A 25,736-nucleotide genomic window follows, 5' to 3' on the forward strand; every position below is an offset into this window, starting at 1 on the left:
ATGAGATAAGAAAACCCCCGAATGCCGCGATGAATTCGGGGGTTTTGCAGGTTTTGTACAAGGATTAAAAGGCACGTGCCTCATTTTTGGTCTCGTTGTTAGTAGAGTGAACAGGCGCCTTCGGTTGCGGGACCGGCATTTTGGCGGAAGGTTTCAAACAGCTCGCGGCCCATGCCAACCGCGTTGGCAGAGAGGTCAGCGGTGACCAATTCGCGGGCGTCAAAGCCCTCTTCGAGCACCTCTAACACGCCATGGGTGGCATCGACCCGAACCAAGTCCCCATCACGCAGTTTGGCGATGGGACCGCCACAGGCGGCCTCGGGGGAGACATGGATGCAGGCCGGGACCTTGCCCGACGCACCTGACATCCGGCCATCGGTCACAAGCGCCACTTTCAGCCCACGGTCTTGCAACACGGCCAAGGTCGGCGTCAGCGAATGCAGCTCCGGCATCCCATTGGCGCGCGGACCTTGGAATCGGACGACGACCACGGTGTCCTCGGTGAATTCGCCGTTTTGAAACGCGGTTTTAACGTCATGTTGTTCGTGGAAAATCCGCACTTTTGCTTCGACCACATGATGTTCGGGTTTGACGGCGGAGACTTTCATCACCCCGCGTCCGATGTTGCCCTTCAGCTCTTTGAGGCCGCCCACAGGCAGGAACGGGTTCGACGCCGGGCGAATGATCTTGTCGTTGAGGCTCTCCTCTGGGCCATCTTCAAAGGTCAAAACGCCATCGCGCAATTTCGGCTCTTTGGTGTAGAGCGACAGCCCGTCTCCGACGATGGTTTTCACATCCTCGTGCAAAAGCCCGGCTTCCAACAATTCGCCAATCAGATAGCCAAGCCCACCTGCGGCGTGGAAATGGTTCACATCGGCCAGGCCGTTGGGGTAGACCTTGGCGAGGAGAGGCGTGGCGTCCGAGATGTCGGAAAAATCTTGCAGGTCCAAAATGATCCCGGCGGCGCGCGCCATGGCGGGCAGGTGCAGCACAAGGTTGGTCGAGCCGCCTGTGGCCATCAGGCCGACGATGCCGTTCACAAACACTTTCTCGTCCAGGATATGCCCAACCGGGCGGTAGTCATTGCCCAAAGCGGTGATTTCCATCGCCCGTTTCGCCGCCTGTGTGGTCAAAGCATCGCGCAGCGCGGTGCCCGGATTGACAAAGGATGCGCCCGGAAGGTGCAGCCCCATGATCTCCATCAGCATCTGGTTGGTGTTGGCGGTGCCGTAAAAGGTACAGGTGCCTTGGCCGTGGTAGGCCTTCATCTCGCTGTCCATCAATTCGCGGCGGGTGATTTCTCCGGTGGCAAATTTCTGACGGACTTTCGATTTTTCATCATTGGTGATGCCCGAAGTCATCGGTCCGGCGGGCACAAACACGGTCGGCACATGGCCAAAGGCGGCGGCGGCCATGATCAGGCCGGGAACGATTTTATCGCAGACGCCCATATAAAGCGCCGCGTCGAAACAGTTGTGCGACATGGCGATAGAGGCCGAGAGCGCAATGGTGTCACGCGAGAATAGTGACAATTCCATGCCCGGTTGACCTTGGGTGACGCCATCACACATCGCGGGCACGCCGCCTGCGACCTGGGCTGTACCGCCTGCGGCACGGGCGGCTGCGCGGATCAGATCGGGGTAATGTTCATAGGGTTTATGCGCCGATAGCATGTCATTATAGGCGGTCACGATGCCGAGGTTCGGCGCGCGCCCATCGGCCAGTGTGTCCTTGTCTTCGGCCATTGCGGCATAGGCATGGGCCTGATTGCCACAGGACAGATGCGCACGTACCGGGCCTTGATCCGCGGCTTTGGACAAACGTTCAAGATAGGCGGTGCGGGTCGGACGGGACCGTTCGACGATGCGGGCTGTGACGGCGGCGATTTGATCATTGAGGGGCATGGCGTGGCCTTTTGGGTGCGTGTCTTCGGGTGCGTGTCGTTGGGTGCGTATCTTGTGTGGCTCGGGCGCATTTGTGCCGCGCGCCCCTGATGCGGGGTGTGCGGTCCGATTGACCCGTTAGCGCTAACTTAAACGGTATCGGCGCCTCTGTCCACCACATGCGGCAATGCGGCGCCTTTGTTTGGGCCCAACCTGCCAGAGATATGTGGTCAGTGCAAAGGCTTTGCGGCTGACGCATGGCGGGTCTTCGGGATTGTCTCTCGTCATGTCAGGGGGTGTGACCTAATTTAGCTCTCAACGGGAGGATCGACACATTGATCCGGTGGTCGCTCAGATCGACACCAGAATTTGAAAAGGATGATCCTATGAACACTCACACAGACACGCGTACTGTTTCTTATATCGACACATTCGCCATCGAGCAGCAGGCCCATCAACTGCGCGCTGAGGCCGCTCGTGAGATGGTTCTGGGCTTCGGCAAATGGCTGCGCCGCCGTTTTGCCGCGTCGCATTCCTCCAAATTGGCCTGACTCTCAGGCCGCGGCTGCTCTCAGGCGTGCTGAGCCGTAAATGACCTGAAACACCTATGAAATCCCGGAAATGCTCCGGGATTTTCTTATTTCTGCCTCAATCTTTATGGAAATTAACCATGAATGAAGAGGGGGTATCCCCCGGAGGCCGAACATGACAAAGCTCATCAAACTTGCCGCAGCCCTGACACTCGCAGCCGCCACCAGCGCCTGCACAACGGAAACAATCTCCCGCGCCGTGCCGCTGAGTGCGCCGCTTGGAGCCACGATGCCGTCCGCCGATGCGGTTCTGCTCGCACCGGATTTCCGCGTCACTCAGGTCAATGTTGTCGTGCCCGACACGTTGACAGTGTCTGAGGACAATGGCATCAAACCGCGCGCAGACATCGTGTGGCGCGAAGACCCCTATGGTGATCGCTACGCGCAGGTCAAAGCGGTGATGGAAGCGGGATTGACGCAGGGCGCGAAAACGCTTTCGGGTCAAAAAGCAGTGATTTTGGATGTTCAATTGGTCCGGTTCCATGCGCAAACCGAACGGGTGCGCTATTCCAACCTGCCTAGCAAACATGAGATCGAATTCCTGTTGACGGTGCGCGATACCAACACCGGCGCGGTGATTGTGCCCGCGCATATGGTCAACGCCACGTTGGATGCGCTGGGGGGCAATGCCGCCATTGTGGCCGACCGGGCCGGCATCACCCAAAAATCGCGGATTGATGCCCATCTGGCGCAAGTGATCACAGCGGAACTGGGCAAACCGATGACGCTCTGATCCCGCTTGCACGGATCCCTCTTGTCCTGAGGGTCAGAACACAGATATGAGGGCTCTATGACAGAGCCCTCATTTTCCATCCCGACCATCCGCCTCAAACCCAAAGCCAACGCCCGGGCCATTCGCCACGGCGCCCCTTGGGTCTATGACAATGAATTGGTCGTCGATCGCCGCACCAAATCCATCCAGCCCGGCGCCATCGCCCGGCTGGAAGACGCAGAGCGCCATTTTCTGGCCCTCGTCGCCGTCAATCCAAATTCACGCATCTTTGGCCGGGTCCTAGCCCGCGAAGAAGACGAGCAGATTGATGAAGCATGGTTTGTGGCCAAACTCGCCGCAGCACTGACGCACCGCGCCCATATGTTTGACGCGCCGTTTTACCGGCTGGTCCATGCCGAGGCCGATGGCCTTCCGGGCGTGGTGATCGACCGGTTCGGGGACACTTGCGTGGTGCAACCCAACGCCGCCTGGGCCGATGTGCGCATCGAGATGCTCACCGCTGCCCTCCGCCAAGTGACCGGCGTCTCCACCGTGGTGATGAACGGCACGGGCCGGGCGCGCGGGCTTGAGGGTTTGGACGAAAAGACCGATATCCTCACGGGCGCGATTGATGGTCCGATCCCGGTTCAGATGAACGGCGCCACCTATATGGCCGACATCATGGGCGGGCAAAAAACCGGGCTGTTCTACGATCAACGGCCAAACCACGCTTTCGCCCAACGCCTTGGTCACGGCCAGCGCGTTCTGGACGTCTTTTCTCATGTTGGCGGCTTTGCCTTGGCAACGCTCGCGGGCGGGGCCACGTCTGCGCTCTCCGTTGACAGTTCCGCACCGGCGCTTGAACTGGCCGAACAGGGCGCGGCGGCGATGGGCGCGACAGATCGTTTTGCCACCCGCAAAGGCGACGCGTTTGACACCATGGCGGCGCTGTTGGAAGAGGGCGAAACATTTGACGTGGTGATCTGTGATCCACCCGCTTTTGCGCCCTCGAAAAACGCCCTCGAAAAGGGCATGCGCGCTTATGAGCGGGTTGCGCGAATGGCGGCTCCCTTGGTGCGTGAGGGCGGCTATTTGGGTCTGTGTTCTTGCTCGCACGCTGCCGATCTTGAAACTTTCCGCAACGCCTGTAACCGGGGCATTGGACGTGCCGCACGCTCGGCGCAACTGATTCATACGGGCTTTGCGGGCGCGGATCATCCCCTCATGCCGCAGCTTGCGGAAAGCGGCTATTTGAAAGCCCTGTTCTACCGCATGATGCCCTAAGATCGGTGCGAAAGGCCTTGATATGAAAGCGCTTTTGGACGCCTGTGTCTTGTACCCCACCGTCATGCGGGAGGTGCTTTTGACTGTGGCGTCCAAGGGGCTTTTCACCCCCCTCTGGTCCGATCGCATCCTTGAGGAATGGGCCCGCGCCGCGCGTAAAATCGGCCCTTTGGGCGAGGCGCAAGCGCGGGGTGAGGTGGCATTGGTCAAAGCCGCCTTTCCCAATGCCTCGATCAAACGCCACGAAGGTCTTGAGGCGCGATTGCACCTCAAAGACGAAAATGACATCCATGTTTTGGCCGCGGCGATTGCCGGCAATGCCGATGCGATCATCACGATGAACGCGCAGGATTTCCCACGGCATATCTTGGCCGAAGAGGGGCTTGAACGCTGGGACCCGGACAGCTTTTTGTGGCGGCTCTGGTCGGATTATCCCGACGAGGTCGCAAGCGCGGTTGAGACCGTGCGGCAAGAGGCGGAACGTCTCTCAGGTCAGCCGTGGGAGCTGCGCAAGCTGATGAAAAAGGCGCGGATGCCGCGTTTGGGTAAGGCTTTGTCGTAAAGCATTTGAGTATTTGACCTGCAATGAAGGGCGGCTTAACGCGCCCATTTCGCCTCATTGGCCTCAATCGCTTTGATCCGCTCTTCGACCTTGGGGTGGCTCATGAACCACGCGGGCGTCTTGGCCCCATGCGCGCCGGTCAGGCGGTTCAACTTGTCAAACAGTGACTTTTGTGGCCCTGTGCCGATCCCGGCTTTCATCAGCAGGGCGGAGGCATAGGCGTCCGCCTCATACTCATCCGAACGCGACAGCTTGGCCGCCAGCATTTGGGTGAGCCAGGTGGCGATATAGGGGCCGATGCCCGGAATGAACCGTGAAAAGATCATCGCCATGGCGCTGCGCAGCGCATTCTGCCCTGAAAAATCAATCATCCGCCGTTTGGAATGGCCCAAGGCGACATGCCCCAATTCATGCGCGACGACGGAGGCCATTTCCTCAGATGTGATCTCGCCTGCGCGGAATTTGTTGTAAAATCCACGGGTGATATAGACCTTGCCATCGGGGGCTGCGAGGCCGTTGACCGGGTCGATCTCATAGAGATAGACCCGAACGCGCGGCAGATCGAGCGCCTCGGCCAAGCGCCGAAACACGCGCGATAGCTCCGGGTCGGCCAGCTCATTGGATTGCGCCTCCAACTGCCGCACAGTGCGCCACGCCGAGACGCGGTACATGACAAGGCCCATGATCAGGGCGAGGAGGATGGGGGTAAATCTCAACATGATGTGAATATGGGGGCAGGGCGGGCGTTGGCCAAGTGTTATCGTCCCAAAAGCTTCATGCCGCGTTCCAACCCCTCAAGCGTCATCGGCACCATGCGGTGGTCGAAGATCTCTTCCACCATGCCGATGGAGTGGGTGTAGCCCCAATGCGCCTCCGGCACCGGGTTGAGCCAGATGTGATCGGGCCAGGTGTTGCGCGCCCGGGTCAGCCAGACCTCGCCCGCCTCTTGGTTCCAATGCTCATTCGCGCCGCCTGCCATGGCGATTTCATAGGGAGACATCGAGGCGTCACCGACAAAAATCACTTTGTAATCCTTGCCATAGGTGTTCATCACCTCGCGCGTCGGCACGGTTTCGCCCCAACGGCGAGCATTGTCGCGCCAGACGCCTTCGTAAAGGCAATTGTGGAAATAGTAATATTCGAGGTGCTTGAACTCGGCGCGGGCGGCGGAAAACAACTCCTCGACCACCCGAATATGATCGTCCATCGAGCCGCCGACATCGAAAAACATCAACACTTTGACGGCATTGCGCCGCTCTGGCCGGGTTTGTACGTCGAGATAGCCATGTTCGGCGGTGGAACGGATGGTGCCGTCGAGATCAAGCTCTTCATGCGCGCCGTCCCTGGCCCATTTGCGCAGCCGTTTCATCGCCACTTTGATGTTGCGCGTGCCCAGTTCGACCGTGTCGTCAAGGTTGCGAAATTCGCGTTTGTCCCAGACTTTGGTGGCGCGGCGGTGGCGGGATTTATCCTGACCGATGCGCACGCCTTCGGGGTTGTAGCCATAGGCACCAAAGGGCGAGGTGCCGCCTGTTCCGATCCATTTGTTGCCGCCTTGGTGCCGACCTTTTTGTTCTTCAAGGCGCTGTTTGAGCGTCTCCATCAGCTTTTCAAACCCGCCCAAGGCTTCGATTTCGGCCATTTCTTCCGGGCTGAGATGTTTCTCCATCTCGCGCCGCAGCCAGTCTTCGGGCAGATCGACGGCGTTTAAGACGTCTTCTGAGGAAATGCTTTCAAGGCCCTGAAAAGATTTGGAAAAGGCGCGATCAAAACGATCCAGGTGACGTTCGTCTTTGACCATGGTGACGCGGGCGAGATAGTAAAACCCGTCGATGTCATAGGTCGTCAGTCCGCGATCCATGCCTTCCAAAAAGGCCAAATATTCGCGCAAAGAGACCGGAATGCCCTCGGCGCGCAAGCTATGGAAGAACGGCAGGAACATCGGCCCGTCCCCTTAGATCAGCCGCTCGATGATCACGGTCAACAGCAGGCCGACCATAGCACCGACCATCAAATACACCGCAGCATATTGCAGCTTATCAAGGCGGTTGCCGCCGCGTGTTTTGGCCATGCGCCAGCCAAAGAGGCCGCCGATCAGCGCCAGAAGGATCACGATCATCTTTTTGCTCCCTTGTGCGGGTCCCTTGCGCCAAGCTGTGCGCCAAATCTAAGCGCTAAAACCGACCAAACCGCGTGCCTTCATGGCGCGAGGGCGGCAATCTCGGCGGCGCGGGCCCGAACCATTGCATCTGAGCCAAAGCCATATCGTGCCCAGCCCAGACTGTCGAGGCGCAGCGCGCGCGCATCACCGCTGCGGCCCATGGCATCCAAGGCCTCGGCTTCGGTCAACATCAACGAGGCCAAGAGCGCGGCGTTTTCGGCCTCGGTCGCGGCAGGAATGGCGCGGGCGGCGATTTCATAGGCGGCTTGATCTTGACCTTCGGCGAGGGCCAGCGCCGAGAGTTGCATCGCGACATGGGCAGCATGAAATCGGGTTTCGGGATGCGCGCCGTAAATATGCGCCGCCTGCGTCAAGGCACTATGGGCCAAGGCACGATCAGAACTTAGCGCCAAACGGCCCAAAAGGAACCACGAAAACCCGGCACGGGTGTCATCCCAGCCTTGGGCGCGGGCGATGGCCACGGCGGAGTCGGCGGCGGCTTTGCGCGCCGGGATCGGCCCCGCGCTCATCGCGTCGATCACATGATCGGTCCAAGCGCGCGGGGTCGGGCTTTGGATGGGGGTCTGGACGGCTTCACCCGCCGGATGCAGCCGTTTCAAAATCGCGGGTAGGCGGGCGGCCACCTCGGCGCGGGTCATGCCGGACTGTAACTCGGGCGCATAGGTGACTTTGAGCATCAACATGTCAAACGGGGTCAAAACCGAATGGATATTGTCGTCGTTATAGACCGAATCCGCAAGGCGGTAGAGATCGTTGAGGGGGCCGAGGGCCTGTGCCAATTCTTCGTGCAGGCAATCGCGGATTTCTTGCGGCGCGACATCATCGGGGATGAAAATCGCCAGCCGGGTGCGGGTGTCGACTTGGGTCCAACTCAGATTTTGCCGCCGCGCGCGTTTGAATTCGCCCCAGTCCGAGACATTGGGCGCGACGATACAGGCGGTGTTGGGGGCGCGGCGGGCCAATTCGCCATGGGGGAGGGTTTCGATGGTGATCGAGGCGGAGCTATGGGCCGAAACTCGGGTGATTTTGATCCCGGCCTCCTGGTCCAAGCGGCGCAAAAGCGCGGCCAGATCGGGGCCAAGCGAGATCGGTGGGTGTGCGCCGGTGACGCGCAGGGTGATCGGGCCTTCAAACCGGGTCATTTGTGCGAGCGGCGTGCCGTTTTCCAGGGCAAAGCTGAGATCAAGGAAGTCGCGCGCCAGAGAGGCATTGGAGCGGGTGGTTTGGCGCGGCACTGTACCGGAAAACACTTTCATCGGTGGCAGGTCCAGCATCATTGCGGGGGCGCGCGTCAAGTGCGGGTGTTGCGGCAGGGTCGTGGCGCAGGCAGCCAAAAGCGACAGGCTTAGGAGGCCAAAAGCGGGGCGAAAGACACGGGGCTTTGTCGGCGCCGTGCGGGGATCGGTTTTCATATGTGCCAAACCTTATGTCTTTACGCATTATGAGCTGAGTATCAGGGATCAAACCAAGCAACTGTGGCGCGCGCGTCTCCAATTTGAGGAGAATTTACGGCACTGCACGCCAAAAGCAAATCAAAGCCCGCGCCCGGGCCTCTAGCTGCGCGTATATTTGATAAAAGGCGTGAGGGTGGCGATGCGGTCATAGAGCTGGCGCGCTGTGGCGTTGAACTCTTGCGTCATCCAATAGACATTGGGCGTGCCATGGGCATCGGCCAGCGCATAAACGCCCTCGATCAGCGCCCGCCCGGCCCCGGTGCCGCGCACCGCTTCAGAGACAAACAGGTCTTGGAGGTAACACACATCTTCAATCCGCCAATTGTGGGCGTGGAAAATATAATGAACCAGCCCAATGAGTTGACCGTCCTTCTGCGCCACCAAAGCGCCACGTTCCACGGCGTGCGGGTCGATCAGACGCGCGAATGTGGCGTCATAAATTTCTTGCGGCAGCGTGGTGTCATAAAAGGTCAGGTACTCGCGCCAAAGCGTTGCCCAAGGGGCGCGGTCGGCATCGGTCAACGGGCGAATGATCAGGGACATGGAGCACTCCTTGTGGGGTCTTGCTGCAAGCTGTGATCTTTTGTGCGACCCGAGGCAAGCCCGTGTGTGCGTTTTTGAACTGCCTGAAAACCATGCGCCCTGTCTGGCTTCGGTGCATTTGCGCGGCGGTTTTCGCCTTAAGGTGGTGTAGCCTGCGGGTTCTGTCACGAAATCTTAACCACGGGTGCTTAGTCCCAGTGTTACACTGGCATCACCCCTCACAACCCATCAGATTGACACATGACACAACAGACCCAAACCGACGATCACATCCGCGATGCGGCCTATTTCCTTTGGCTCAAAGACGGGCAACCCGAGGGTCGGGATCAAGAGCATTGGCTTGCGGCACAGGCGGAACTGACGCAAGTGGCGGAGACGCCAAAGCCCAAAGCGCCACGCAAAAAGGCGGCAGCGAAACCGCGCGCCGCCAAAGCGGCAGCCGCAACCAAGGCAGAGGCCGCGGCGAAACCCGCCGTCCCCGCCAAGCCCAAAAAGCCCCGCGCGCCCAAAGCCGCAGCCAAGGCGGAGTGAGGCAACGGCGGTTAACGCCGCCCGCCGCCGCGCGCCATAAAGGCCAGGCGTTCAAACAGCGCCACGTCTTGTTCATTCTTCAAAAGCGCGCCGTGCAATTTCGGTAGCGCATCCTTGCCGTCACGCGCCAAATCTTCGGGCGACAGGTCCTCGGCCAGCAACAGTTTCAGCCAATCCAGAACCTCGGAGGTCGAGGGCTTTTTCTTTAGGCCTGGCGTGTCGCGGATGTCGTAAAACTGGCTCAGGGCGGTGCTCAAAAGCCGCTCTTTGATCCCGGGGAAATGCACGCCGACGATGGCGCGCATCGTGTCCATGTCGGGGAATCGGATGTAATGGAAAAAACAGCGGCGCAAAAACGCGTCGGGCAGTTCCTTTTCGTTGTTTGAGGTGATGATCACCACCGGGCGCTGTTTCGCGCTGACGGTCTCGCCGGTTTCATAGACGTGAAACGCCATTTTATCGAGCTCTTGCAACAGGTCGTTGGGGAATTCGATATCGGCCTTGTCAACCTCGTCAATCAACAACACGACCTTTTTGTCGGCCTCAAACGCCTGCCAGAGTTTGCCCTTTTTGATGTAATGACGCACGTCCTCGACGCGGGGATCGCCCAATTGACTGTCGCGTAACCGCGACACCGCATCATATTCATAAAGGCCTTGTTGGGCGCGGGTGGTGGATTTGATGTTCCACTCAATCATCTCAAGCCCCAAGGCGTTGGCGATTTGGCGGGCCAGTTCGGTTTTGCCCGTGCCCGGTTCGCCTTTGACCAGTAAAGGCCGCTCTAAAGCGATGGCGGCATTCACGGCGACGGTGAGGTCTGTGGGGGCAATATAGCTGTCGGTGGAGGAGAATTTCATCGGTTTATGTGCGCTCTCTGACAAGGGGTAAGCCGGATCATAACAAGGCTTGGGAAAGGTGCAATGCGACAGAGATTGTGACGTGACATCCCTGAACAAACGCGGTAAACGAGCCGCAATTGGAGGGTGCCGGATGGCTGACGACAATACATCATTGGCCATAGGCGCGCTCACTGACACGACAAAGGTGACAAAGATGAAGGCCGAAGCTTTCCTGCCTGATGACTACCGCCCCGCTGAGGGTGAACCTTTCATGAATGAGCGTCAGCTCGAATATTTCCGCCGCAAGCTTTTGGCATGGAAAGCCGATCTTTTGGACGAAAGCCGCCACACCATCGAAGGCTTGCAGGACGGCACGCGTAATATTCCTGACATCACCGACCGGGCCTCTGAGGAGACCGACCGCGCGCTTGAGCTGCGCACACGGGACCGTCAGCGCAAACTGGTGCTCAAGATCGAACAGGCGCTGCGCCGGATTGATGAGGGCGAATATGGCTATTGCGAAGTGACGGGCGAGCCGATTTCGCTCAAGCGTCTCGACGCGCGTCCGATTGCGACCATGACTTTGGAAGCACAAGAACGCCACGAGCGCCGCGAAAAAGTACATCGCGACGATTGATCGCTTAGGCGATCGGGGGACGATTGATCGCTCACGCGATCGGGGGATGATTGATCGCTGAACTGGGTCGTTCGCTATGTCCTCTCGCGGCATTATGCGCGCGTGACAGACTGTGTACAGATATGGCAAACACCGGGGGACATCTCCCGGTGTTTTCTTTTGCGACAGCGGGACCAGAGATAAGGAACGTTCCATGTTGATTGGTCAGGATATTGCCGTCCTCGGCGCGGGTGTGGCGGGGCTTGCACTTGCGCGGGCCTTGGCGCTGCGCGGGGCCAAGGTCACCGTTTATGAACGCGCCCCCGAGATCACCGAAGTCGGCGCCGGGTTGCAAATCACCCCCAATGGCGCGCGGGTTTTGACCGCTTTGGGGCTGGATGCGGGAGCCGTGTCGATGCGCTCAGAGGGGGTGCGGTTGATGGATGGCTATACGGGGCGCGAGGTCTTGCACCTGGATGTCAAAACAGCCCGTCCGAATGACGACTTCTTGCTGATGCACCGCGCCGACTTGATCGGGTTGCTCGAACAGGGCGCGCGTGATCTGGCGGTCGACATCCGCCTGTCGCACAGCGTTCAGGCCATTCATGGCGATGCGGATGGGGTGAGCCTTGTGTTTGCCGCGGGGGCAGAGTCGGGAAAACAAGAGGCGCGTCATGACGTGGTGCTCGGGGCGGATGGGGTCAACTCCGTGCTGCGCCCGATACTCAATGGTCCGGCCAAGCCGTTTTTCACCGGCCAAACCGCATGGCGCGCCACGGTTGCGGCGACGGGCGGCGAGGCGCCTTTGGCGATGGTCCATATGGCGGCGGGGCGGCATGTGGTCAGCTACCCGTTACGGGGCGGCAGTTTGATCAACATCGTCGCGGTCGAAGAGCGCCCGGAGTGGCGTGAAGAAGGCTGGAACCACCCCGGTGATCCGGCGGAGATGTTGAGCCATTTTGCCAATTTCTGCCCCGGGGTGAAGGGGCTTTTGGGGCGGGTCACAGAGGTTGCGCGCTGGGGGCTGTTCCGGCATCCGGTGGCGTTGCGTTGGCATTCAGATCGCACAGCGCTTTTGGGGGATGCGGCCCATCCGACCCTGCCATTTTTGGCGCAGGGCGCGAATATGGCTTTGGAGGATGCTTGGGTCTTGGCCGATTGTTTGGCAAAACTGCCGTTAGATCAAGCGCTTCCGGCCTATCAATCACTGCGCCGCGCGCGGGTGGTTCGGGTGATCGAGGCGGCCAATGCCAATGCGAAAAACTATCATTTGAGCGGGGCAAAACGCTTTGTCGGTCATGCCGCTTTGCGCTTTGCCGGTCAGATTGCACCGCGCCAGGCGGTCGAACGATTTGCCTGGCTCTATGACCATGATGTGACCGCGCTCTAAAGGCGGGGGACGCCGCGCTTTTGGAAAAGCGCGGCGTTTTCTATGTCAGGCTGCTTCGAGCGCCGTGATGATGCCGGCAAAATCCGCCGCTTTCAGCGAGGCGCCACCGACCAGCGCGCCATCGACATTGGAGGTGGCGAAAATTTCGGCGGCATTGCCCGGTTTGACCGAGCCGCCATAGAGCAACGGTACATCGTTGGCCGTGTCGCCATAGCGCGCGGTCAACGTGGCACGGATGTCGTCATGGACCTCTGCGATCTGTTCAAGTGTCGGGATTTTGCCGGTGCCGATGGCCCAAACCGGCTCATAGGCGACCACGAGTTTCGACAGGTCCACCGCGTCGGGAAGCGATGCCGAGAGTTGGTGGCGAATGATCTCCAATGTCTCGCCCGCCTCGCGCTGTGCCAAGGTTTCGCCAACGCAGACCACGGGTTTGAGCCCTGCCATCACCGCCGCCATGGTTTTTTCACAGACCACAGCGTCGGTTTCGCCATGATCGGCGCGCCGCTCGGAGTGGCCCAAAATGACGTAATCCGCGCCCGCATCGGCCAGCATTTCCGCCGAAATGTCGCCCGTATGCGCGCCGGAGGTTTTCATATGGCAATCCTGCCCGCCAACGTCGATTTTGGTGTGAGCCAGCGCGGCGGCCATGCTTGCCACCAAGGTCGCGGGCGGGCACAACAGAATGTCGACTTTCGGAGCCGGGAACATCTCGGCCAGCGCCTGCGCTTCTTTGAGGCTGGCGTTGAGCCCGTTCATTTTCCAATTGCCTGCGGCCAGTTTGCGTCCCATGCGTGCTCTCCTTCTCCATGTTGGCCGCATCATTGCAGCCTCTTGGGGCTAGTCAAGCGACTGTGGGCGCTAACGTCTCTGATGTGGCGCAAATCTGGGTAAATGTGCCGTCGAGAGCTGCGCTTTGGGGCGATGGCGGGGATCTGCGACATTTGGGCTGAGCCTTTGGTGGCAAAGAGGCGGCCACGCGGACTTGAATTGCGGTGAAATTGACGCCACAAGCGGCAGCAGAGACACGCCGCACACCGGCTTTGAAACAACGGGACCACATTGCCATGACCGCCAACACCCGCATCGTTCTTTCCAGTGATCACGCCGCCATTGAGTTGCGCCAAGCGATTGCCACGCATGTCGCTTCTCTTGGCTGGGAGGTGGTCGATATTGGCCCGACGACCCCCGAAAGCACGCATTATCCGCTCCATGGTGAAGCTGCCGCGCGGCATGTGGCCTCCGGCGACTGTCGGTTTGGCATTATTGTCTGCGGCACGGGGCAGGGCATCATGATGGCGGCCAACAAGGTCAAAGGCATCCGCTGTGGCGTCTGTACCGATGAGTTTTCCGCTCGCATGATCCGCCAGCACAACAACGCCAACATGCTGTCGCTTGGCGCGCGTGTGATTGGGGAGGGTCTGGCGCTCAGTGTCGTTGAGGCCTTTTTGACGGCTGAATTTGAGGGCGGTCGTCACGGCACGCGGGTCGATATGATCGACGCTTTGGAACAGTAAGGCACAGGTAGGGAAAAGGGCTGGGCGCGTTAAAGCGCGTCCAAGGCCCGCCGTGCCCAACCGCCCGCAAGCTCTGGATCATCAAGTGCGGCTTCGGGCAGGGTCCAGTAATTCATCCCACGCCCGTCCCCCATCTCGAATTTCTCCGCACCCTCGACTGCGAGGGCTTCGGCGAACGCGTCCTTGGCCTTGAGGTAAATCCGGCCCTCGGAGGAGAGGATCGCGAAAATCTGACCGTCCGAATAGATCGACAGCCCGCCCATCATTTTGCGATGACTGATCGGACCGACGGCCTCAAACAACTCGTGGACAAAGGCGATGTCTTCGTCGGACACGCTCATGATGCGGCCTTTTTCGCGGCTTTGCGGGCCTTTTGACGGCGTTTGTCTTCGGCGGCTTTCAGGGCGGGGGGATAGGACAATCGCGCCCAGTGCATGGCCTCTTCTGGATCGTCCAGAGCACTGTCGGGCAGGGACATGAGGGAGGGCACCACCGTGGTGCCGCCGGATTTTTGATATGAAAACGGGCGCGCGCCAGCCTCAGTAAACGCCGCCTCTGTGCTGGTGTCGGATTTCATCCAGATCGTTCCGCCCAAGAGACAGGCAAACATCACATCCCCATCGACATAAAGCGCAGTGCCGCCAAACATCCGTCCCGTTGTGATCGGCGACAGCGCTGCGAAAAGGTCGCGCGCATGTTCTATCTCGTCGGGGGTAGCGGCCATCAGGTGCCCTGCGTCAGGCTTTCGTCAAACTTGATCGACTCGCCACAGCCACAGGCGTCCACCACGTTCGGGTTGCGGAATTTGAAACCGGATTCCAAAAGCGAGACCTCGTAATCAATCTCGGTGCCAAACAGGAACATCTGCGCCATGGGTGCGATCATCACCCGCGCGCCGTCCTGTTCAACGACCTCGTCCATCGCATCCACCTCGCACACATAGTCCATGGTGTATTCCATCCCGGCGCAGCCGCCCTTTTTGATGCCGATGCGCAGGCCTTTGGAGCCATCTTTCTCCATCAACCGCGCGATTTGCTTGGTTGCGGCTGGCGTGAGGGTGACAGCTTGTTTTCCGGGAATGCCGAACATGAGAAGGTCTCCTTTGAGCCTAATCTAGGGTGTTTGGCCCGCGATTCCAAGGTCTGGTAGCTGTGCGCCCACGAACATCACCGCCAGCGTCACCGCAAGGGCCCAGCCGAACGAGGCCAATGTGCCGATGATCACCCATTCCGCCTTTTTTCCGTCTTGCGTCGCCTCAAAGCGCAACACCGATTTCGCCGCGACCAAAAACCCGATGCCGCCCGCCATATTGCCGATCAACAACAGAAAAATCAGCCCGCGTTCCAACAGCCCAATCCAAAACCCGCCCTTATCAAGGCTCTCCTCAATCGGATTGGCACCAAACCCCGCCATCAATTTGCCCACAGCAAACCCGCCCGCGCGGGTGACATAAATCAATCCGGCGGCATAAAGCATGAGTTTGGGCAACCAGGAGAGATCGCCATAGGCACCGGTGGCGTAGATGTCTGGTGTGGCTTTGGCGAAGATCGCAAGGGTGAGCAGGTGCAGCGCTTGGTCGCTGAGATGTGGCAGGAATTTGTCGGAAAAGGCTGTGACCTTGATCGCATCAATGGTGACGTGGACCAACGCAAGAGCGTAAATTGCCGGGGAGGCCACTTGGCCAGTGGTCGCCATGGCGGTGAGCAAGACGATGAGAAAATGCAGAAACAGCGTTTCGGGTTTGGATTTGGTGTCGACCATGGCGGAGGACTGAAACACGTAGTCGGCAAGGACATGGGCGAGGAAAAGTGCGGCGAGGGTTTCAGGCATTGTTGTCAATCCAAGTTTCCATGCTCGCCAATGCGAGAGATATTCTCACGTATTGGGATGCGCGAATTGTTTTCGTAACTGTTTGGCGTGACTTTCCAAGTTTTATCGCTGTCTTTGAAAAGTTTAGATCGTAATCAGGAGACAGAATTTCTTGAATGGTTGCGGCCTGTACTTGCGTCCATTCCGAAGCGTATCCGTCGAGAGCAATTGCGAGAGCATCCTGTGGGGTGGCTCGGTCGTAAAGCATTCGTATTCCGGTTGAAGACAGTTTTATGTCTGCCAAGGCTTCCCCCGATTTTACATGCTCTAGTTTTTCTCCAGATACAGAAAATGCTTTTGCCGTTTCCTCATTCAAATCCGGTCCAATCTCACCCTCAACCTCACCCTCTGCAATCCCAATATAACTGTCAAATTCCTCTCCCTGCGCCCGCAAAGCCGCCCGAAACGCCAAAGCGGACCGCAACGCGTATTTCGGCTCGGCCAGTGCGACTTGCCAGCCATCGCCGCGGTGGCGGGTGAAGTGCAGGCTTTCGCCCATCCACTCGGCCTGCGTTGCGGCGCAGTCTTCGAGAGCGGCGAAGGCGCGTTCGATTTTTGCGGGGCCAAGCCCGGTGGAATTGACGAGGTCGCCGGTCAAAACGGCGATTTTACGGGTGTTTTGGGTCATGATGCACCCAATATAGGGTGCGTTTTATGATATGCAACCATTTTAGGGTGCGTTGTTATATTTGCACCCTATATGGGGTGCGTTTTGTGTTATGCACCCAAAACAGGTTGCTCTACGCGGCAAACCGTTCCGGGGCCGTCAACAGCTCCGCCAAACCGTCCAAGGCGGCGCGCACGGGAGGGTCATGGCGGGCGTCATGGTGGCAGACCAGCCATTCGTCATGGGTCAGCGCGGCGATCTCTGGTGAGACCTGCATGAGGCCCGCGACATCGCGCCCGGCGAAGGTTGGCAAGATCGCGCGACCGATGCCTGCAACCGCCATGTCGGCGGCGGAGCGGGCGTCTGAGGCGGTGGCGATGATCTCGTTGGGGAGCGTGCTGCGCAGCCAACGTTCCGACGGCGTGGTTGGCATGTCGTGGTGCAGGGTGACATAGCCCGCCACCTCTGGCCCGGCCGCATATTCGGCATAGGTGATCGGTGAAAGTTTGCGCCCGGCGAGCCAGCTTTGATCTGGACGGCGGTTGCGGATGCCGATGTCGGCTTCGCGTCGGGCAATGTCGACGTTGGAGTTTGAGGCCATCAGGGCCGGACGCCACGCACAGTCCGGCGTCCATATTTTGGACAGGTGACGGGCGACATGGCGCGTGGTCCAACCGCCTGCGGTGATGCGGACTTCGGGCGCTGTGTCTCTGAGTTGAAAGCGGCACAGACGCGTGGCGGCTTCGCGCAGCGCTTCGGCCTCTTGCAACAACGCGCGGCCCTCTGACGTCAATGTGTAGCCGCGGGGGCCACGTTCGAACAAGCGCTTGCCAAGAGTGCGTTCCAGTTCCCCCATGCGGCGGGACAGCGTGGGCTGGGAGGTGCCAGTGGCCTTTTCTGCCCCCGACAGTCCGCCCGCATCCGCCACGGCGAGAAACAGGTAATAATCATCCAATTTTGGCATGCCGCGACCAAGGGCGTCTTTCATTTTTGAAACCTGAATTGCCAATATGTTGGGTGTTTTGGATATGTCTCCGTCGTTACAGTCGCTTCAATCTTTTAAAATTGCAACTGTGGAGATGCCCATGTGGCCGGTCTTTCCGATCAATCTGCCGCGTGTCGGCACGCAGGCCCCAACGGGCTATCAGACCGAGAAAGCGCTGCGTGAGGCGGAGCTTCGGCTGCTGCGGGCGCGGGACCGGCGGTGGCGGTTCTGGCTTTGGCCGGGGACCAAACGACGCACCCCAAAGGATCTGCCATAAAAATGGCCTGCCGCCGCAGCGCACAGGCCATTTTGGGTCTCAAATCTGGGTCAAATCCCGGTGTTTACATGAAGCCAAGCTCAAGACGCGCCTCGTCGGACATCATTTCCATGCCCCATGGCGGGTTCCATGTCAGTTCGACATCGACATGCTTCACCCCGGCCAAAGGTTCGATCGCATCGGCCAACCAACCCGGCATTTCGCCAGCAACCGGACAGCCCGGCGCGGTCAGGGTCATCAAGATGAGAACTTCATTTTCATCATTGATATCAATCGTATAGACGAGACCAAGGTCATAAATGTTGACCGGAATTTCCGGGTCATAGACCGTGCGACAGGCCTCAACCACAGCATTATGCAGCGGGTGATCCGTGCTCGACGGTTTGATCAGCGGTGTGCCCTCGACGGGATTTGCCTCTTCGCTCATCTGCGCGTTCTCCTATATCCGAGTGAACATATAGGGAATAGGCGGGCGGGCGTCCAGAGGGGGTGTTACACCGAAATATTTCCACGCCAAGAGCGCAGCGGTCCAAGGCGGGCGGATTTTTTCGACATATGCCGATCCATCCGACCCAAAACCCGCGACAAAAACCGGATGGTGTCACAGACATACGGTCCCTTGTTGAGCATCACACAATCGGCGCGTTGGGCCATGGCGGCGTCAGTGGTTTCAGCACGGGTGGCGAGGCCTTCTTTCATCAGGCCCTCAAGCACCTGCGTGGCCCAGACCACGGGCGTATGCGCCGCTTCACAGAGCCAGAGGATTTCCTCCTGCATCTCCGACATGCGCTCCAACCCGATCTCCACCGCCAAATCGCCGCGCGCGATCATCACGGCGGTCTCACACAAGGCACCCGATTGCACGATCAAACGGGGCAGGTTGCGAATGGCTTGGCTGGTCTCGATTTTCAACACGACACCGGGGCGGTGGCCACCTTCGGGCAGGCGTTTATCGACTTCGGCGATCAAAAGTCGGATGTCTTCGGGCGTCTGCACAAAGGAATAGCCGATCAGATCGGCGCGCCCGACGACAAAATCAAGCGCCCTGCGGTCATCTTCCGTGAGAGCCGGGATGTCGATCTCAACCGCCGGCAGGTTAAAGCCTTTCTCGGCTTTGAGTTTGACGCCTTCAGGCCCGGCGCGGGTGACTTTCAATTTCGCGCCTTTTGACGTGATTTCAACCACTTCCGCGCCGATCTTTCCGTCATCAATGAACACGGCCATGCCGGGGGTCAGCCGGTCGATCAGGTCTGGGTGGCTCAGCGAGAGGGCGGCGTGTTTGGCTTTGGCTTTCGGAGGTTCGCGCAGAATATCAAGCCGATCACCGACACACACCCGCGCTTTGTTGGGACCGGCGACAGCGCTGGTGCGCAGTTTCGGCCCGGCCAAATCCATCAGGATCGGGACATAACGCCCGATCTCAACGCCCGCGGCGCGGATGTTGGTGATCATCGCGTCCCAGACTTCGGGGCCGTCGTGGGCGCAATTGATCCGCATCGCGTCCGCCCCCGCCCGGACCATGTTACGGGTCAGACTGGGATCAGAGGCGGCCTCGGTCGGGACCGTCACCAAGATGCGCGAACGCGGCGCACCGGAGGCCCCGGTGCCAAAGGCGGTGTCGCGGCGCGCGGCGAGCCGGGCGGGGCCACGGGTCAGGCGTGAGGGATCGGGAAAGGCGGCGGGCACGCCGGTCAGGCCACTGAGCGCGGCCTCGACCGCATCAAGAGAGGCGCGCACATGCGGTTCGCAGCGGCCCAGGGTCGACAGGCCCAAAGCGGCCAAATCCGGCTGCACGGCGGACAGATCGGTGTGGCGGAAGGCCAGATAGGTCGCGAGGTTTTGCGCCGAGGGGCGAAAGGCTTCGCGCATATCGAGATCGGCCCAATCGCTCCAGATCGTGTCTGTCTCTGTGGCGATGTGATCGCGCAGGGCGCGGAACCGCGTCAAAAGATCGGCCGGATTGGGCGCGAGCGGGCAGGAGGGGGGCGAGATGGAAGAAGCGGCGGACATGGGGCACCTATCTGTGACAGTTGCGGCCAGTGTTCGCCGGTCTTGGTAACGGCGCTATGGCAGAGATCAAAGAATGGCCTGTTTTGGAAAAGAAACACCGCCTGAGTGCCGAGGCAGGGGCGGTGTGGCGAGCTGAGATCAGGCTTTGCTGCGGCTTTTGCGGGCGGGCGTGGGGCGGACCCGTTTTTCGATCATGTCATAAAGCACTCCAGCCAAGTTTTTGCCGGTGGTGGTCTCCGCGCCTTCAAAGCCCGGCGAGGAATTGACCTCCAACACTTTCGGCCCATCTTCGGCGCGCAACAGATCGACGCCCGCCATACGAAGGCCAAAGGCCTTGGCGGATTTCAAGGCGACGTCGCGTTCGGCTTTGCTGATGCGCACGGTCGAGGCGGTGCCGCCCAAATGCAGGTTGGAACGGAAATCGCCGCCCGAAGACGAGCGTTTGATCGAGGCCACGACTTTGCCGTCGATGACGACACAGCGGATGTCTTCGCCCGCCGCCTCTTTGACGAAATGCTGGACCAAAAAGTTGGCTTTGAGGCCGCGAAAGGCGGAAATCACCGATTGTGCCGCCTTTTTGGTTTCGGCCAGGACCACGCCGCGGCCTTGGGTGCTTTCCAACAGTTTGACAATGAGCGGCGCTTGGCCCGCCAAGGCGATCAGATTGTCGGTGTCTTTGGGCGAGGAGGCGAAAGCGGTGGTCGGCATCCCGATCTGGTGGCGTGAGAGGACCTGATGGGCCTGAAGTTTGTCGCGCGATTTGGATATGCCTTCGGAGCCATTGACGCAAAACGTACCGATGGTTTCGAATTGCCGGATCACGGCGGTGCCATAAGAGGTGATAGAGGCGCCGATGCGTGGAATCACCGCGTCATAGCGCGGCAGGCGTTCACCATCGTAATAAATCTCCGGTGCCATGGCATTGATCACCATGTAACAGCGCGCGGTGTCGATGACCTCAACCACATGGCCGCGTCTTTCGCCCTCATCGACCAGGCGCTGGGTCGAGTAATTGTCGGGTTCGCGTGACAGGACCGCAATGCGCAGCGCGCGCGACGGCAAGGTGTCGCGGATCGCGGTGGTGAAATAGGCGCTGTCGTCCAAAACCGGTTGGCAAAAGCTCTCGGTCGGTTGAACGATCATATCTTCAGAAATCGCCTGACGGCCCAACAGCATCCGGTAAGCCATATTGGTGCGGTTGGTCAGGGTGATTTCAATCGGCCAGCGGCGATCACCCATCTGGATTTCGGATGAGATGACATAGCGCAGCTCGGTTTCGCCATTGGACGAGGTGACTTCGCGGCGATCCACCACATCGGCGGAACAAGAGATCACGATGTCCTCGCGCGCCGGGATGGGGTGGATGTTAAAGCGCACTTTCGGCGCATCGGCTTTGCCAAAGGGTTCGATGTCAAAGGCATGCAGCGCCGAGGTGCGCGCGCCCGTGTCGACCTTGGCCTTGAGCGCAGGCAAGCCGAGATCCGGCAGTGCAGCCCATTCTTCCCAGCCCAAAGCGAAAGGAGCTTTATCCATCATTGTCGTCTTTCATTTACTGGAGAGGTCCCGTCGCGGTCACGTTCAATGCCCGTGTGCCATGTTACACGCGCCCAATGTCATCCTTCTGTGTGTATGACAAGAGGGTTTGTGAGTTTTGTGACAGCGACGCTGGGGACCGGTGTAAAGAGAGAAATGCGCGCCCCGATTGGGCCGGAGCGCGCCATCTTTTGAGTTCAGTGCGGCCTTATCAGGCCGGACGCATCAGTGGCCCGTATGATCCGCATGGGCGGGTGCCACCAGATCCAGCGCCGGGGCGGGGGACGCGGGGCGTGGTGCATCGGCAGAGGCGGGGATGTCGACCCAGGCATTTTCGCCATCGGCGCAATATTGCGTGGTGGGGAAATAGATCACCCCCTCCCCAAGGCTGGCATCCAACGTGCCACGAAAGATGAATTCGTCAAAAAAATCGTCGGGCAACGTGCCACCTGACCATTCAATTGCCTGCACGCCTTCGGTGACCGGACTGCCATGAACGGTATAGCTATGGGCATAGGCCCCACGTTCTGTGGTCACGGTCCAGCCGGGTTTGGGCATTGGTTTGACGTTCACAACACCTTCGGGGATGTCAATGCGCACACGTTGGGTGCTTTGCCCGTCGCAGCCATGGGTGATGCGCATCACGCCTTTGTAGGTCGTGCCCAAGGCAGCGGTTTGGGTTTCGAGGCTCGCATGGGCCATGGCAGCCAGAGGGGCGACAGAGATCAGACATCCGGCCAAAGCCGGTTTCAGAAAAGAAAATTGGGTCATTGTTGTATCCTAAATTCACATAACAGCCCCATCGGCACCGCCTGCGGGGCGGGTCGATGGCGTTTGATCGGCTGTTAGGCGAGGACGGGCGGCGCGCGCGCCGTTTTGACCCGTAAAAGCTGTGGGATCGCGAGGGCGTCTTGGGCAAAAATTCGGGGGGATCTGTGGGGGCTGCCGCTGGGGGCGCAGAGGCCTTGGGTGTCTGGCACCACCGCCGAAGTGGAGATCACACAGTTCGGGCAGCGGCTGTCAGACCCCGAGCCCGAGCCGCCATAGCCACAGATGTCGCTGGCGGAAAACCCAAGTTCGGCAAACTGGGCGGCGTTGGTCGCCGGAGCGGGGGCAAGGCCAACCGGACGCGCGCCATGCAGCCCCGACAGGACCGCAAAAGCCAGCGCCGCGATCAGCGTGATCAGCGACCTTAAGGTCCTAGTATGGGCGATGGCACGGATCATCATGGCGGGAACATGGCTCAATGGTTCGACCCGTTTAACGCTCGGGCGTGATCCGGTCAACAGGCCCCATGTGGCTGAAGAAATGAACATTCCGAGTTGGCGCGCGCGAAAACTGCCGTTTTCTTAAGCGAGAGAAAAACGCAGGCGAGGCAGGTCGCGCCAGGCACAGGTGACGCTTTTGTTACAGGCGGTGGGGGCGCAGATTTGCGGCAGGGAAAACCAAAAGTTGAAAAACGACCGAAAAGGGGACCACCATTATGAGCAAAGAGAGTTTCATGCCGCTAGTCTACGGGTTAGAGGACGTGCCGCCTCCGTCAAAGGCCGCTTTGGCCGCGGTGCAACATGTCTTGGCCTCCATCGTTGGCATCGCCACGCCGTCCCTGATCATCGGCGGCGCTTTGGGATTGGGCGAACAAGTGCCCTACTTGATTGCGATGGCGTTTTTTGTCTCGGGCGTGGCCACGTTCATCCAATGTAAACGCATCGGCCCGGTGGGATCGGGGCTTTTGTCTTTGCAGGGCACGTCCTTTGCCTTTCTGGGCGCGGTGTTGGCCGCGGGCTTTGCGGTCAAAAGCCAAGGCGGCACGCCGGATGACATTTTGGCGATGATCTTTGGCCTGTGTCTTGTCGGCTCTTTAGTGGAAATCATCCTGTCGCAGTTTCTGGACAAGCTCAAACGCATCATCACGCCCACGGTGACCGGGGTTGTGATCACCGTCATCGGGCTGAGTCTGATCAAATCGGGTTTTACCGATTTCGCCGGGGGCGCGCGGGCGGGCGAAGACCTTGGCAAGCCGCTCTATCTGTTGCTTGGCACTCTGGTGGTGGCGGTGATTTTGGTGATGACCTTTATCGGCAAACCGACCCTGCGGATTTCGGCCATCATGATTGGCCTCATCGTTGGGACCATCGTGGCGAGTTTCTTTGGTCTGGTGAATTTTGGCGCGCTGAGTTCGGCCAAACTCTTTGCCCTGCCGATCCCGTTCAAATACGGCATTGATTTCGACATCGGCCTGTTTGTTCCGATTGCCTTTCTCTATCTGGTGACGGCGATTGAGACCTCGGGCGATTTGACCGCCAATTCGGTGATCTCCGGTCAGCCGGTGGAAGGCGAGCTTTACATGAAGCGCATCAAGGGCGGGGTGTTGGGCGATGGCGTCAATTCCGCATTGGCGGCGGTGTTCAACACCTTCCCCAACACCACGTTTTCGCAAAACAACGGTGTGATCCAAATGACCGGCGTCGCCTCGCGGCATGTCGGGATGTATATGAGCGGGGTCTTGGTCCTGTTGGGCCTGTTCCCCATCATCGGCACGTTCTTTTTGATCATCCCAAAACCGGTTTTGGGGGGAGCCACATTGGTGTTGTTCTCGACCATCGCCGTGGCGGGGATTCGCATCCTGTCCTCGGTCGAGATGACCCTGCGCCGGGTCTATATCATGGCGGTGTCCTTTGGCTTGGCACTTGGCGTCACCTTGGTGCCCGATGCGACGCAACACCTGCCGAGTTTCCTCAAACAGGTCTTTGCCGCGCCGATCACGCTGGCGGGGATGTCCGCGATCATCTTGTCTCTGGCCATTCCTGAGGATGCCAAAGCCACGGTTGAAGCGGCGGAGTAACCTCCGCGGATCGAAGTGAACCCGTCCCCCCGCCCGTGTGTGGGTGGGGGCGGTTTTTTCACGCGCCACATGTCGGGAGAGAGGCTTCTGCGACGCGCAAAGCGAGCCTCTGGCCCTGACGCGCCTTTGCGGGTAAATCCCCCCTATGACCCAAGATGCTCAAACCCCGCGATTCTCATTTTCCCTCAACGCCACCGATGGGCGCGCCCGCACCGGGGTGATCTCCACCCCGCGTGGCGACATTCGCACGCCTGCGTTCATGCCCGTGGGCACGGCGGCGACCGTCAAGGCGATGATGCCCGAAAGCGTGCGCGCCACCGGGGCCGACATCCTGTTGGGCAACACCTATCATTTGATGCTGCGTCCCACCGCCGAACGCATCGCGCGTTTGGGGGGCTTGCACAAATTCATGAACTGGGAGCGGCCTATTTTGACCGACTCTGGTGGGTTTCAGGTGATGAGTCTCTCCGATCTGCGCAAGCTGACCGAAAAGGGCGTGACCTTTCGCTCGCATATTGATGGCTCCAAACATGAGTTGACGCCGGAACGTTCGATGGAAATCCAAAAACTCTTGGGCTCCGACATTGTGATGTGTTTCGACGAATGCCCGGCGCTGCCCGCCGATCGCGACCGGATCGCGTCCTCCATGCGGCTGTCGATGCGCTGGGCGGAACGGTCTCGTGAGGCCTTTGGCGACCGTCCGGGCCATGCGCTGTTTGGCATTCAACAGGGCGGGCTTGAGCGTGATTTTCGCGAAGAAAGCGCCGAGGCGCTCAAGAAAATAGGCTTTGATGGCTATGCGCTGGGCGGTCTGGCCGTGGGCGAGGGGCAGGAGGCGATGTTCGGTTGCCTCGATTTTGCCCCCGACATGTTGCCCACCGATAAGCCACGCTATTTGATGGGGGTTGGCAAGCCCGACGACATCGTGGGCGCGGTCAAACGCGGCATCGACATGATGGATTGCGTGCTGCCGTCGCGCTCTGGCCGCACGGGTCAGGCATGGACCCGGCGTGGGCAGGTGAACATCAAGAACGCGCGCCACGCCGATGATCCGCGGCCCCTGGACGAACACTGCTCCTGCCCGGCCTGTTCCCACTATTCGCGTGCCTATTTGCACCACGTCTTTCGCGCGCAGGAGATGATTTCCGGGATGCTTTTGACTTGGCACAACCTGCATTATTTTCAGGAAATCATGCAAGACATGCGCGACGCGATTGCGGGCGGAACATTTGCGGCTTGGGAAGCGGAGTTTCACGCCAAACGCGCGATGGGTGACATTGATCCGCTGTAAGATATGCGAAAACATCTGCGCGACCTGCGAATAAGGTGAAAGATAGGGCAAACAGACCTTTCTTTTATTTTCTAATGGCTTTGGACATGAAGTTGATCAAGCCGGGCCGTGTCAGGCGCCGTGACGCAGACTTCAACGCAAATCCACTCTTGCAGGGCCGCCCGTTGAAAGGCAGACTGCTATGCAACATGCAACCTGTCTTGCTTGAAATCTGCG

30 protein-coding genes are annotated in these 25,736 nt (G+C 59.5%); 11 read left to right on the forward strand and 19 right to left on the reverse strand.

The features are described from left to right. Positions 1–98: 98 nt before the first annotated feature. The gene (gene edd, locus B30_RS08510; RefSeq protein WP_009571639.1) at positions 99–1,904 is read right to left on the reverse strand and encodes a phosphogluconate dehydratase; all 1,806 of its coding nucleotides are present in this window, start codon (positions 1,902–1,904) and stop codon (positions 99–101) included. Positions 1,905–2,269: 365 nt separating this feature from the next. Between edd and B30_RS22145 the strand changes: the two genes are divergently transcribed. The 4 genes from B30_RS22145 (at position 2,270) to B30_RS08525 (ending at position 5,031) form a co-directional block, all read left to right on the forward strand. Further along, a complete protein-coding gene (locus tag B30_RS22145) occupies positions 2,270–2,434 on the forward strand; it encodes an RSP_7527 family protein (RefSeq protein WP_157789801.1) in 165 nt (54 codons plus the stop codon). Between the two features lie 154 nt (positions 2,435–2,588). Then, on the forward strand, positions 2,589–3,206 hold the full coding sequence (locus B30_RS08515; RefSeq protein ID WP_009571640.1) for a DUF6778 family protein: 618 nt from the start codon (positions 2,589–2,591) through the stop codon (positions 3,204–3,206). A 57-nt stretch (positions 3,207–3,263) separates the two neighbouring features. Then, positions 3,264–4,469: an RSP_2647 family RNA methyltransferase gene (locus tag B30_RS08520; RefSeq protein ID WP_009571641.1), complete on the forward strand. Its 1,206-nt coding sequence runs from the start codon at positions 3,264–3,266 to the stop codon at positions 4,467–4,469. Positions 4,470–4,491: 22 nt separating this feature from the next. Further along, positions 4,492–5,031, forward strand: a complete 540-nt coding sequence (locus B30_RS08525) for an RSP_2648 family PIN domain-containing protein (protein ID WP_009571642.1) — start codon at positions 4,492–4,494, stop codon at positions 5,029–5,031. Between the two features lie 35 nt (positions 5,032–5,066). Here the strand turns inward: B30_RS08525 and B30_RS08530 are convergent, their stop codons facing one another. The 5 genes from B30_RS08530 to B30_RS08550 form a co-directional block, all read right to left on the reverse strand. Further along, positions 5,067–5,750, reverse strand: coding sequence for a M48 family metallopeptidase (locus B30_RS08530; protein ID WP_009571643.1), 684 nt, complete (start codon positions 5,748–5,750; stop codon positions 5,067–5,069). Between the two features lie 38 nt (positions 5,751–5,788). Next, positions 5,789–6,973: a vWA domain-containing protein gene (locus tag B30_RS08535; protein WP_009571644.1), complete on the reverse strand. Its 1,185-nt coding sequence runs from the start codon at positions 6,971–6,973 to the stop codon at positions 5,789–5,791. A 12-nt stretch (positions 6,974–6,985) separates the two neighbouring features. After that, positions 6,986–7,150 (reverse strand): hypothetical protein, encoded by a 165-nt coding sequence (locus B30_RS08540; RefSeq protein ID WP_009571645.1) that lies wholly within the window; start codon positions 7,148–7,150, stop codon positions 6,986–6,988. 80 nt (positions 7,151–7,230) lie between these two features. Then, on the reverse strand, positions 7,231–8,625 hold the full coding sequence (locus B30_RS08545; RefSeq protein WP_009571646.1) for a DUF2927 domain-containing protein: 1,395 nt from the start codon (positions 8,623–8,625) through the stop codon (positions 7,231–7,233). Between the two features lie 141 nt (positions 8,626–8,766). Next, positions 8,767–9,210, reverse strand: a complete 444-nt coding sequence (locus tag B30_RS08550) for a GNAT family N-acetyltransferase (protein WP_009571647.1) — start codon at positions 9,208–9,210, stop codon at positions 8,767–8,769. 240 nt (positions 9,211–9,450) lie between these two features. On the opposite strand from B30_RS08550, the gene B30_RS08555 reads away from it, so the two are divergent. Continuing rightward, positions 9,451–9,741 carry a DUF2934 domain-containing protein gene (locus tag B30_RS08555; protein ID WP_009571648.1) on the forward strand — a complete coding sequence of 97 codons (291 nt, stop codon included), beginning with the start codon at positions 9,451–9,453 and terminating at the stop codon, positions 9,739–9,741. Positions 9,742–9,752: 11 nt separating this feature from the next. Here B30_RS08555 and B30_RS08560 read toward each other — a convergent pair whose 3' ends face one another. Continuing rightward, the gene (locus B30_RS08560; RefSeq protein ID WP_009571649.1) at positions 9,753–10,598 is read right to left on the reverse strand and encodes an AAA family ATPase; all 846 of its coding nucleotides are present in this window, start codon (positions 10,596–10,598) and stop codon (positions 9,753–9,755) included. A gap of 196 nt (positions 10,599–10,794) precedes the next feature. Between B30_RS08560 and dksA the strand changes: the two genes are divergently transcribed. Together dksA and B30_RS08570 are read left to right on the forward strand one after the other, a co-directional pair. Continuing rightward, positions 10,795–11,217: an RNA polymerase-binding protein DksA gene (gene dksA / locus B30_RS08565; protein WP_009571650.1), complete on the forward strand. Its 423-nt coding sequence runs from the start codon at positions 10,795–10,797 to the stop codon at positions 11,215–11,217. A gap of 193 nt (positions 11,218–11,410) precedes the next feature. After that, complete coding sequence (locus B30_RS08570; protein WP_009571651.1) at positions 11,411–12,586, forward strand: FAD-dependent oxidoreductase; 1,176 nt, start codon at positions 11,411–11,413, stop codon at positions 12,584–12,586. Between the two features lie 45 nt (positions 12,587–12,631). Here B30_RS08570 and tpiA read toward each other — a convergent pair whose 3' ends face one another. Further along, positions 12,632–13,378 carry a triose-phosphate isomerase gene (gene tpiA / locus B30_RS08575; RefSeq protein WP_009571652.1) on the reverse strand — a complete coding sequence of 249 codons (747 nt, stop codon included), beginning with the start codon at positions 13,376–13,378 and terminating at the stop codon, positions 12,632–12,634. A 275-nt stretch (positions 13,379–13,653) separates the two neighbouring features. Here tpiA and rpiB point away from each other — a divergent pair, with 275 nt between their 5' ends. Next, positions 13,654–14,103, forward strand: coding sequence for a ribose 5-phosphate isomerase B (gene rpiB / locus B30_RS08580; RefSeq protein ID WP_009571653.1), 450 nt, complete (start codon positions 13,654–13,656; stop codon positions 14,101–14,103). 29 nt (positions 14,104–14,132) lie between these two features. Here the strand turns inward: rpiB and B30_RS08585 are convergent, their stop codons facing one another. From B30_RS08585 to B30_RS08610, 6 genes are all read right to left on the reverse strand, one after another. Next, the gene (locus B30_RS08585; RefSeq protein ID WP_009571654.1) at positions 14,133–14,444 is read right to left on the reverse strand and encodes a TfoX/Sxy family protein; all 312 of its coding nucleotides are present in this window, start codon (positions 14,442–14,444) and stop codon (positions 14,133–14,135) included. Beyond that, a complete protein-coding gene (locus tag B30_RS08590) occupies positions 14,441–14,827 on the reverse strand; it encodes a TfoX/Sxy family protein (RefSeq protein WP_009571655.1) in 387 nt (128 codons plus the stop codon). Before B30_RS08590 ends, B30_RS08585 begins: the two co-directional genes overlap by 4 nt. Continuing rightward, the gene (locus B30_RS08595; protein WP_009571656.1) at positions 14,827–15,192 is read right to left on the reverse strand and encodes a HesB/IscA family protein; all 366 of its coding nucleotides are present in this window, start codon (positions 15,190–15,192) and stop codon (positions 14,827–14,829) included. The genes B30_RS08590 and B30_RS08595 overlap by 1 nt, the downstream gene beginning before the upstream one ends. A gap of 24 nt (positions 15,193–15,216) precedes the next feature. Then, positions 15,217–15,933: a DUF3307 domain-containing protein gene (locus B30_RS08600; RefSeq protein WP_009571657.1), complete on the reverse strand. Its 717-nt coding sequence runs from the start codon at positions 15,931–15,933 to the stop codon at positions 15,217–15,219. Then, positions 15,926–16,600: a hypothetical protein gene (locus tag B30_RS08605; RefSeq protein WP_009571658.1), complete on the reverse strand. Its 675-nt coding sequence runs from the start codon at positions 16,598–16,600 to the stop codon at positions 15,926–15,928. The genes B30_RS08600 and B30_RS08605 overlap by 8 nt, the downstream gene beginning before the upstream one ends. A 112-nt stretch (positions 16,601–16,712) precedes the next feature. Further along, the gene (locus B30_RS08610; protein ID WP_009571659.1) at positions 16,713–17,567 is read right to left on the reverse strand and encodes a LysR family transcriptional regulator; all 855 of its coding nucleotides are present in this window, start codon (positions 17,565–17,567) and stop codon (positions 16,713–16,715) included. 97 nt (positions 17,568–17,664) lie between these two features. Here B30_RS08610 and B30_RS08615 point away from each other — a divergent pair, with 97 nt between their 5' ends. Further along, positions 17,665–17,841, forward strand: coding sequence for a hypothetical protein (locus tag B30_RS08615; protein WP_157789802.1), 177 nt, complete (start codon positions 17,665–17,667; stop codon positions 17,839–17,841). A 64-nt stretch (positions 17,842–17,905) separates the two neighbouring features. Here B30_RS08615 and B30_RS08620 read toward each other — a convergent pair whose 3' ends face one another. From B30_RS08620 to B30_RS08640, 5 genes are all read right to left on the reverse strand, one after another. Next, positions 17,906–18,268, reverse strand: coding sequence for an SUF system Fe-S cluster assembly protein (locus B30_RS08620; protein WP_009571660.1), 363 nt, complete (start codon positions 18,266–18,268; stop codon positions 17,906–17,908). 65 nt (positions 18,269–18,333) lie between these two features. Next, positions 18,334–19,851: a pyruvate kinase gene (locus B30_RS08625; protein WP_009571661.1), complete on the reverse strand. Its 1,518-nt coding sequence runs from the start codon at positions 19,849–19,851 to the stop codon at positions 18,334–18,336. A gap of 138 nt (positions 19,852–19,989) precedes the next feature. Then, positions 19,990–21,384, reverse strand: coding sequence for a 30S ribosomal protein S6--L-glutamate ligase (gene rimK, locus B30_RS08630; RefSeq protein WP_009571662.1), 1,395 nt, complete (start codon positions 21,382–21,384; stop codon positions 19,990–19,992). A gap of 225 nt (positions 21,385–21,609) precedes the next feature. Continuing rightward, entirely contained in the window at positions 21,610–22,155 is a 546-nt protein-coding gene (locus tag B30_RS08635; protein ID WP_009571663.1) for a YcnI family copper-binding membrane protein, read from the reverse strand. A gap of 74 nt (positions 22,156–22,229) precedes the next feature. Beyond that, a complete protein-coding gene (locus tag B30_RS08640; RefSeq protein ID WP_157789803.1) occupies positions 22,230–22,631 on the reverse strand; it encodes a hypothetical protein in 402 nt (133 codons plus the stop codon). Between the two features lie 254 nt (positions 22,632–22,885). On the opposite strand from B30_RS08640, the gene B30_RS08645 reads away from it, so the two are divergent. Beyond that, on the forward strand, positions 22,886–24,229 hold the full coding sequence (locus tag B30_RS08645; protein WP_226946370.1) for a uracil-xanthine permease family protein: 1,344 nt from the start codon (positions 22,886–22,888) through the stop codon (positions 24,227–24,229). Between the two features lie 145 nt (positions 24,230–24,374). Beyond that, positions 24,375–25,520: a tRNA guanosine(34) transglycosylase Tgt gene (gene tgt / locus B30_RS08650; RefSeq protein WP_009571666.1), complete on the forward strand. Its 1,146-nt coding sequence runs from the start codon at positions 24,375–24,377 to the stop codon at positions 25,518–25,520. The last annotated feature ends 216 nt before the right edge of the window (positions 25,521–25,736 follow it).

This window comes from Celeribacter baekdonensis B30 (genome assembly GCF_000299875.1).
Taxonomy (GTDB): Bacteria; Pseudomonadota; Alphaproteobacteria; order Rhodobacterales; family Rhodobacteraceae; genus Celeribacter; species Celeribacter baekdonensis_A.

What these genes read in the sequence shown, in the direction of transcription:
- B30_RS08620 (WP_009571660.1), bottom strand. Translation starts at nt 18,268, where the DNA reads ATGAGCGAAGAGGCAAATCCCGTCGAGGGCACACCGCTGATCAAACCG.
- B30_RS08560 (WP_009571649.1), bottom strand. Translation starts at nt 10,598, where the DNA reads ATGAAATTCTCCTCCACCGACAGCTATATTGCCCCCACAGACCTCACC.
- B30_RS08595 (WP_009571656.1), bottom strand. Translation starts at nt 15,192, where the DNA reads ATGTTCGGCATTCCCGGAAAACAAGCTGTCACCCTCACGCCAGCCGCA.
- edd (WP_009571639.1), bottom strand. Translation starts at nt 1,904, where the DNA reads ATGCCCCTCAATGATCAAATCGCCGCCGTCACAGCCCGCATCGTCGAA.
- B30_RS08585 (WP_009571654.1), bottom strand. Translation starts at nt 14,444, where the DNA reads ATGAGCGTGTCCGACGAAGACATCGCCTTTGTCCACGAGTTGTTTGAG.
- B30_RS08555 (WP_009571648.1), top strand. Translation starts at nt 9,451, where the DNA reads ATGACACAACAGACCCAAACCGACGATCACATCCGCGATGCGGCCTAT.
- tgt (WP_009571666.1), top strand. Translation starts at nt 24,375, where the DNA reads ATGACCCAAGATGCTCAAACCCCGCGATTCTCATTTTCCCTCAACGCC.
- B30_RS08605 (WP_009571658.1), bottom strand. Translation starts at nt 16,600, where the DNA reads ATGACCCAAAACACCCGTAAAATCGCCGTTTTGACCGGCGACCTCGTC.
- B30_RS08625 (WP_009571661.1), bottom strand. Translation starts at nt 19,851, where the DNA reads ATGTCCGCCGCTTCTTCCATCTCGCCCCCCTCCTGCCCGCTCGCGCCC.
- B30_RS08615 (WP_157789802.1), top strand. Translation starts at nt 17,665, where the DNA reads ATGTGGCCGGTCTTTCCGATCAATCTGCCGCGTGTCGGCACGCAGGCC.
- B30_RS08590 (WP_009571655.1), bottom strand. Translation starts at nt 14,827, where the DNA reads ATGGCCGCTACCCCCGACGAGATAGAACATGCGCGCGACCTTTTCGCA.
- B30_RS08540 (WP_009571645.1), bottom strand. Translation starts at nt 7,150, where the DNA reads ATGATCGTGATCCTTCTGGCGCTGATCGGCGGCCTCTTTGGCTGGCGC.
- B30_RS08525 (WP_009571642.1), top strand. Translation starts at nt 4,492, where the DNA reads ATGAAAGCGCTTTTGGACGCCTGTGTCTTGTACCCCACCGTCATGCGG.
- B30_RS08600 (WP_009571657.1), bottom strand. Translation starts at nt 15,933, where the DNA reads ATGCCTGAAACCCTCGCCGCACTTTTCCTCGCCCATGTCCTTGCCGAC.
- B30_RS08645 (WP_226946370.1), top strand. Translation starts at nt 22,886, where the DNA reads ATGCCGCTAGTCTACGGGTTAGAGGACGTGCCGCCTCCGTCAAAGGCC.
- B30_RS08545 (WP_009571646.1), bottom strand. Translation starts at nt 8,625, where the DNA reads ATGAAAACCGATCCCCGCACGGCGCCGACAAAGCCCCGTGTCTTTCGC.
- B30_RS22145 (WP_157789801.1), top strand. Translation starts at nt 2,270, where the DNA reads ATGAACACTCACACAGACACGCGTACTGTTTCTTATATCGACACATTC.
- tpiA (WP_009571652.1), bottom strand. Translation starts at nt 13,378, where the DNA reads ATGGGACGCAAACTGGCCGCAGGCAATTGGAAAATGAACGGGCTCAAC.
- rimK (WP_009571662.1), bottom strand. Translation starts at nt 21,384, where the DNA reads ATGGATAAAGCTCCTTTCGCTTTGGGCTGGGAAGAATGGGCTGCACTG.
- B30_RS08635 (WP_009571663.1), bottom strand. Translation starts at nt 22,155, where the DNA reads ATGACCCAATTTTCTTTTCTGAAACCGGCTTTGGCCGGATGTCTGATC.
- B30_RS08530 (WP_009571643.1), bottom strand. Translation starts at nt 5,750, where the DNA reads ATGTTGAGATTTACCCCCATCCTCCTCGCCCTGATCATGGGCCTTGTC.
- rpiB (WP_009571653.1), top strand. Translation starts at nt 13,654, where the DNA reads ATGACCGCCAACACCCGCATCGTTCTTTCCAGTGATCACGCCGCCATT.
- B30_RS08610 (WP_009571659.1), bottom strand. Translation starts at nt 17,567, where the DNA reads ATGAAAGACGCCCTTGGTCGCGGCATGCCAAAATTGGATGATTATTAC.
- B30_RS08550 (WP_009571647.1), bottom strand. Translation starts at nt 9,210, where the DNA reads ATGTCCCTGATCATTCGCCCGTTGACCGATGCCGACCGCGCCCCTTGG.
- B30_RS08570 (WP_009571651.1), top strand. Translation starts at nt 11,411, where the DNA reads ATGTTGATTGGTCAGGATATTGCCGTCCTCGGCGCGGGTGTGGCGGGG.
- B30_RS08515 (WP_009571640.1), top strand. Translation starts at nt 2,589, where the DNA reads ATGACAAAGCTCATCAAACTTGCCGCAGCCCTGACACTCGCAGCCGCC.
- B30_RS08535 (WP_009571644.1), bottom strand. Translation starts at nt 6,973, where the DNA reads ATGTTCCTGCCGTTCTTCCATAGCTTGCGCGCCGAGGGCATTCCGGTC.
- B30_RS08520 (WP_009571641.1), top strand. Translation starts at nt 3,264, where the DNA reads ATGACAGAGCCCTCATTTTCCATCCCGACCATCCGCCTCAAACCCAAA.
- dksA (WP_009571650.1), top strand. Translation starts at nt 10,795, where the DNA reads ATGAAGGCCGAAGCTTTCCTGCCTGATGACTACCGCCCCGCTGAGGGT.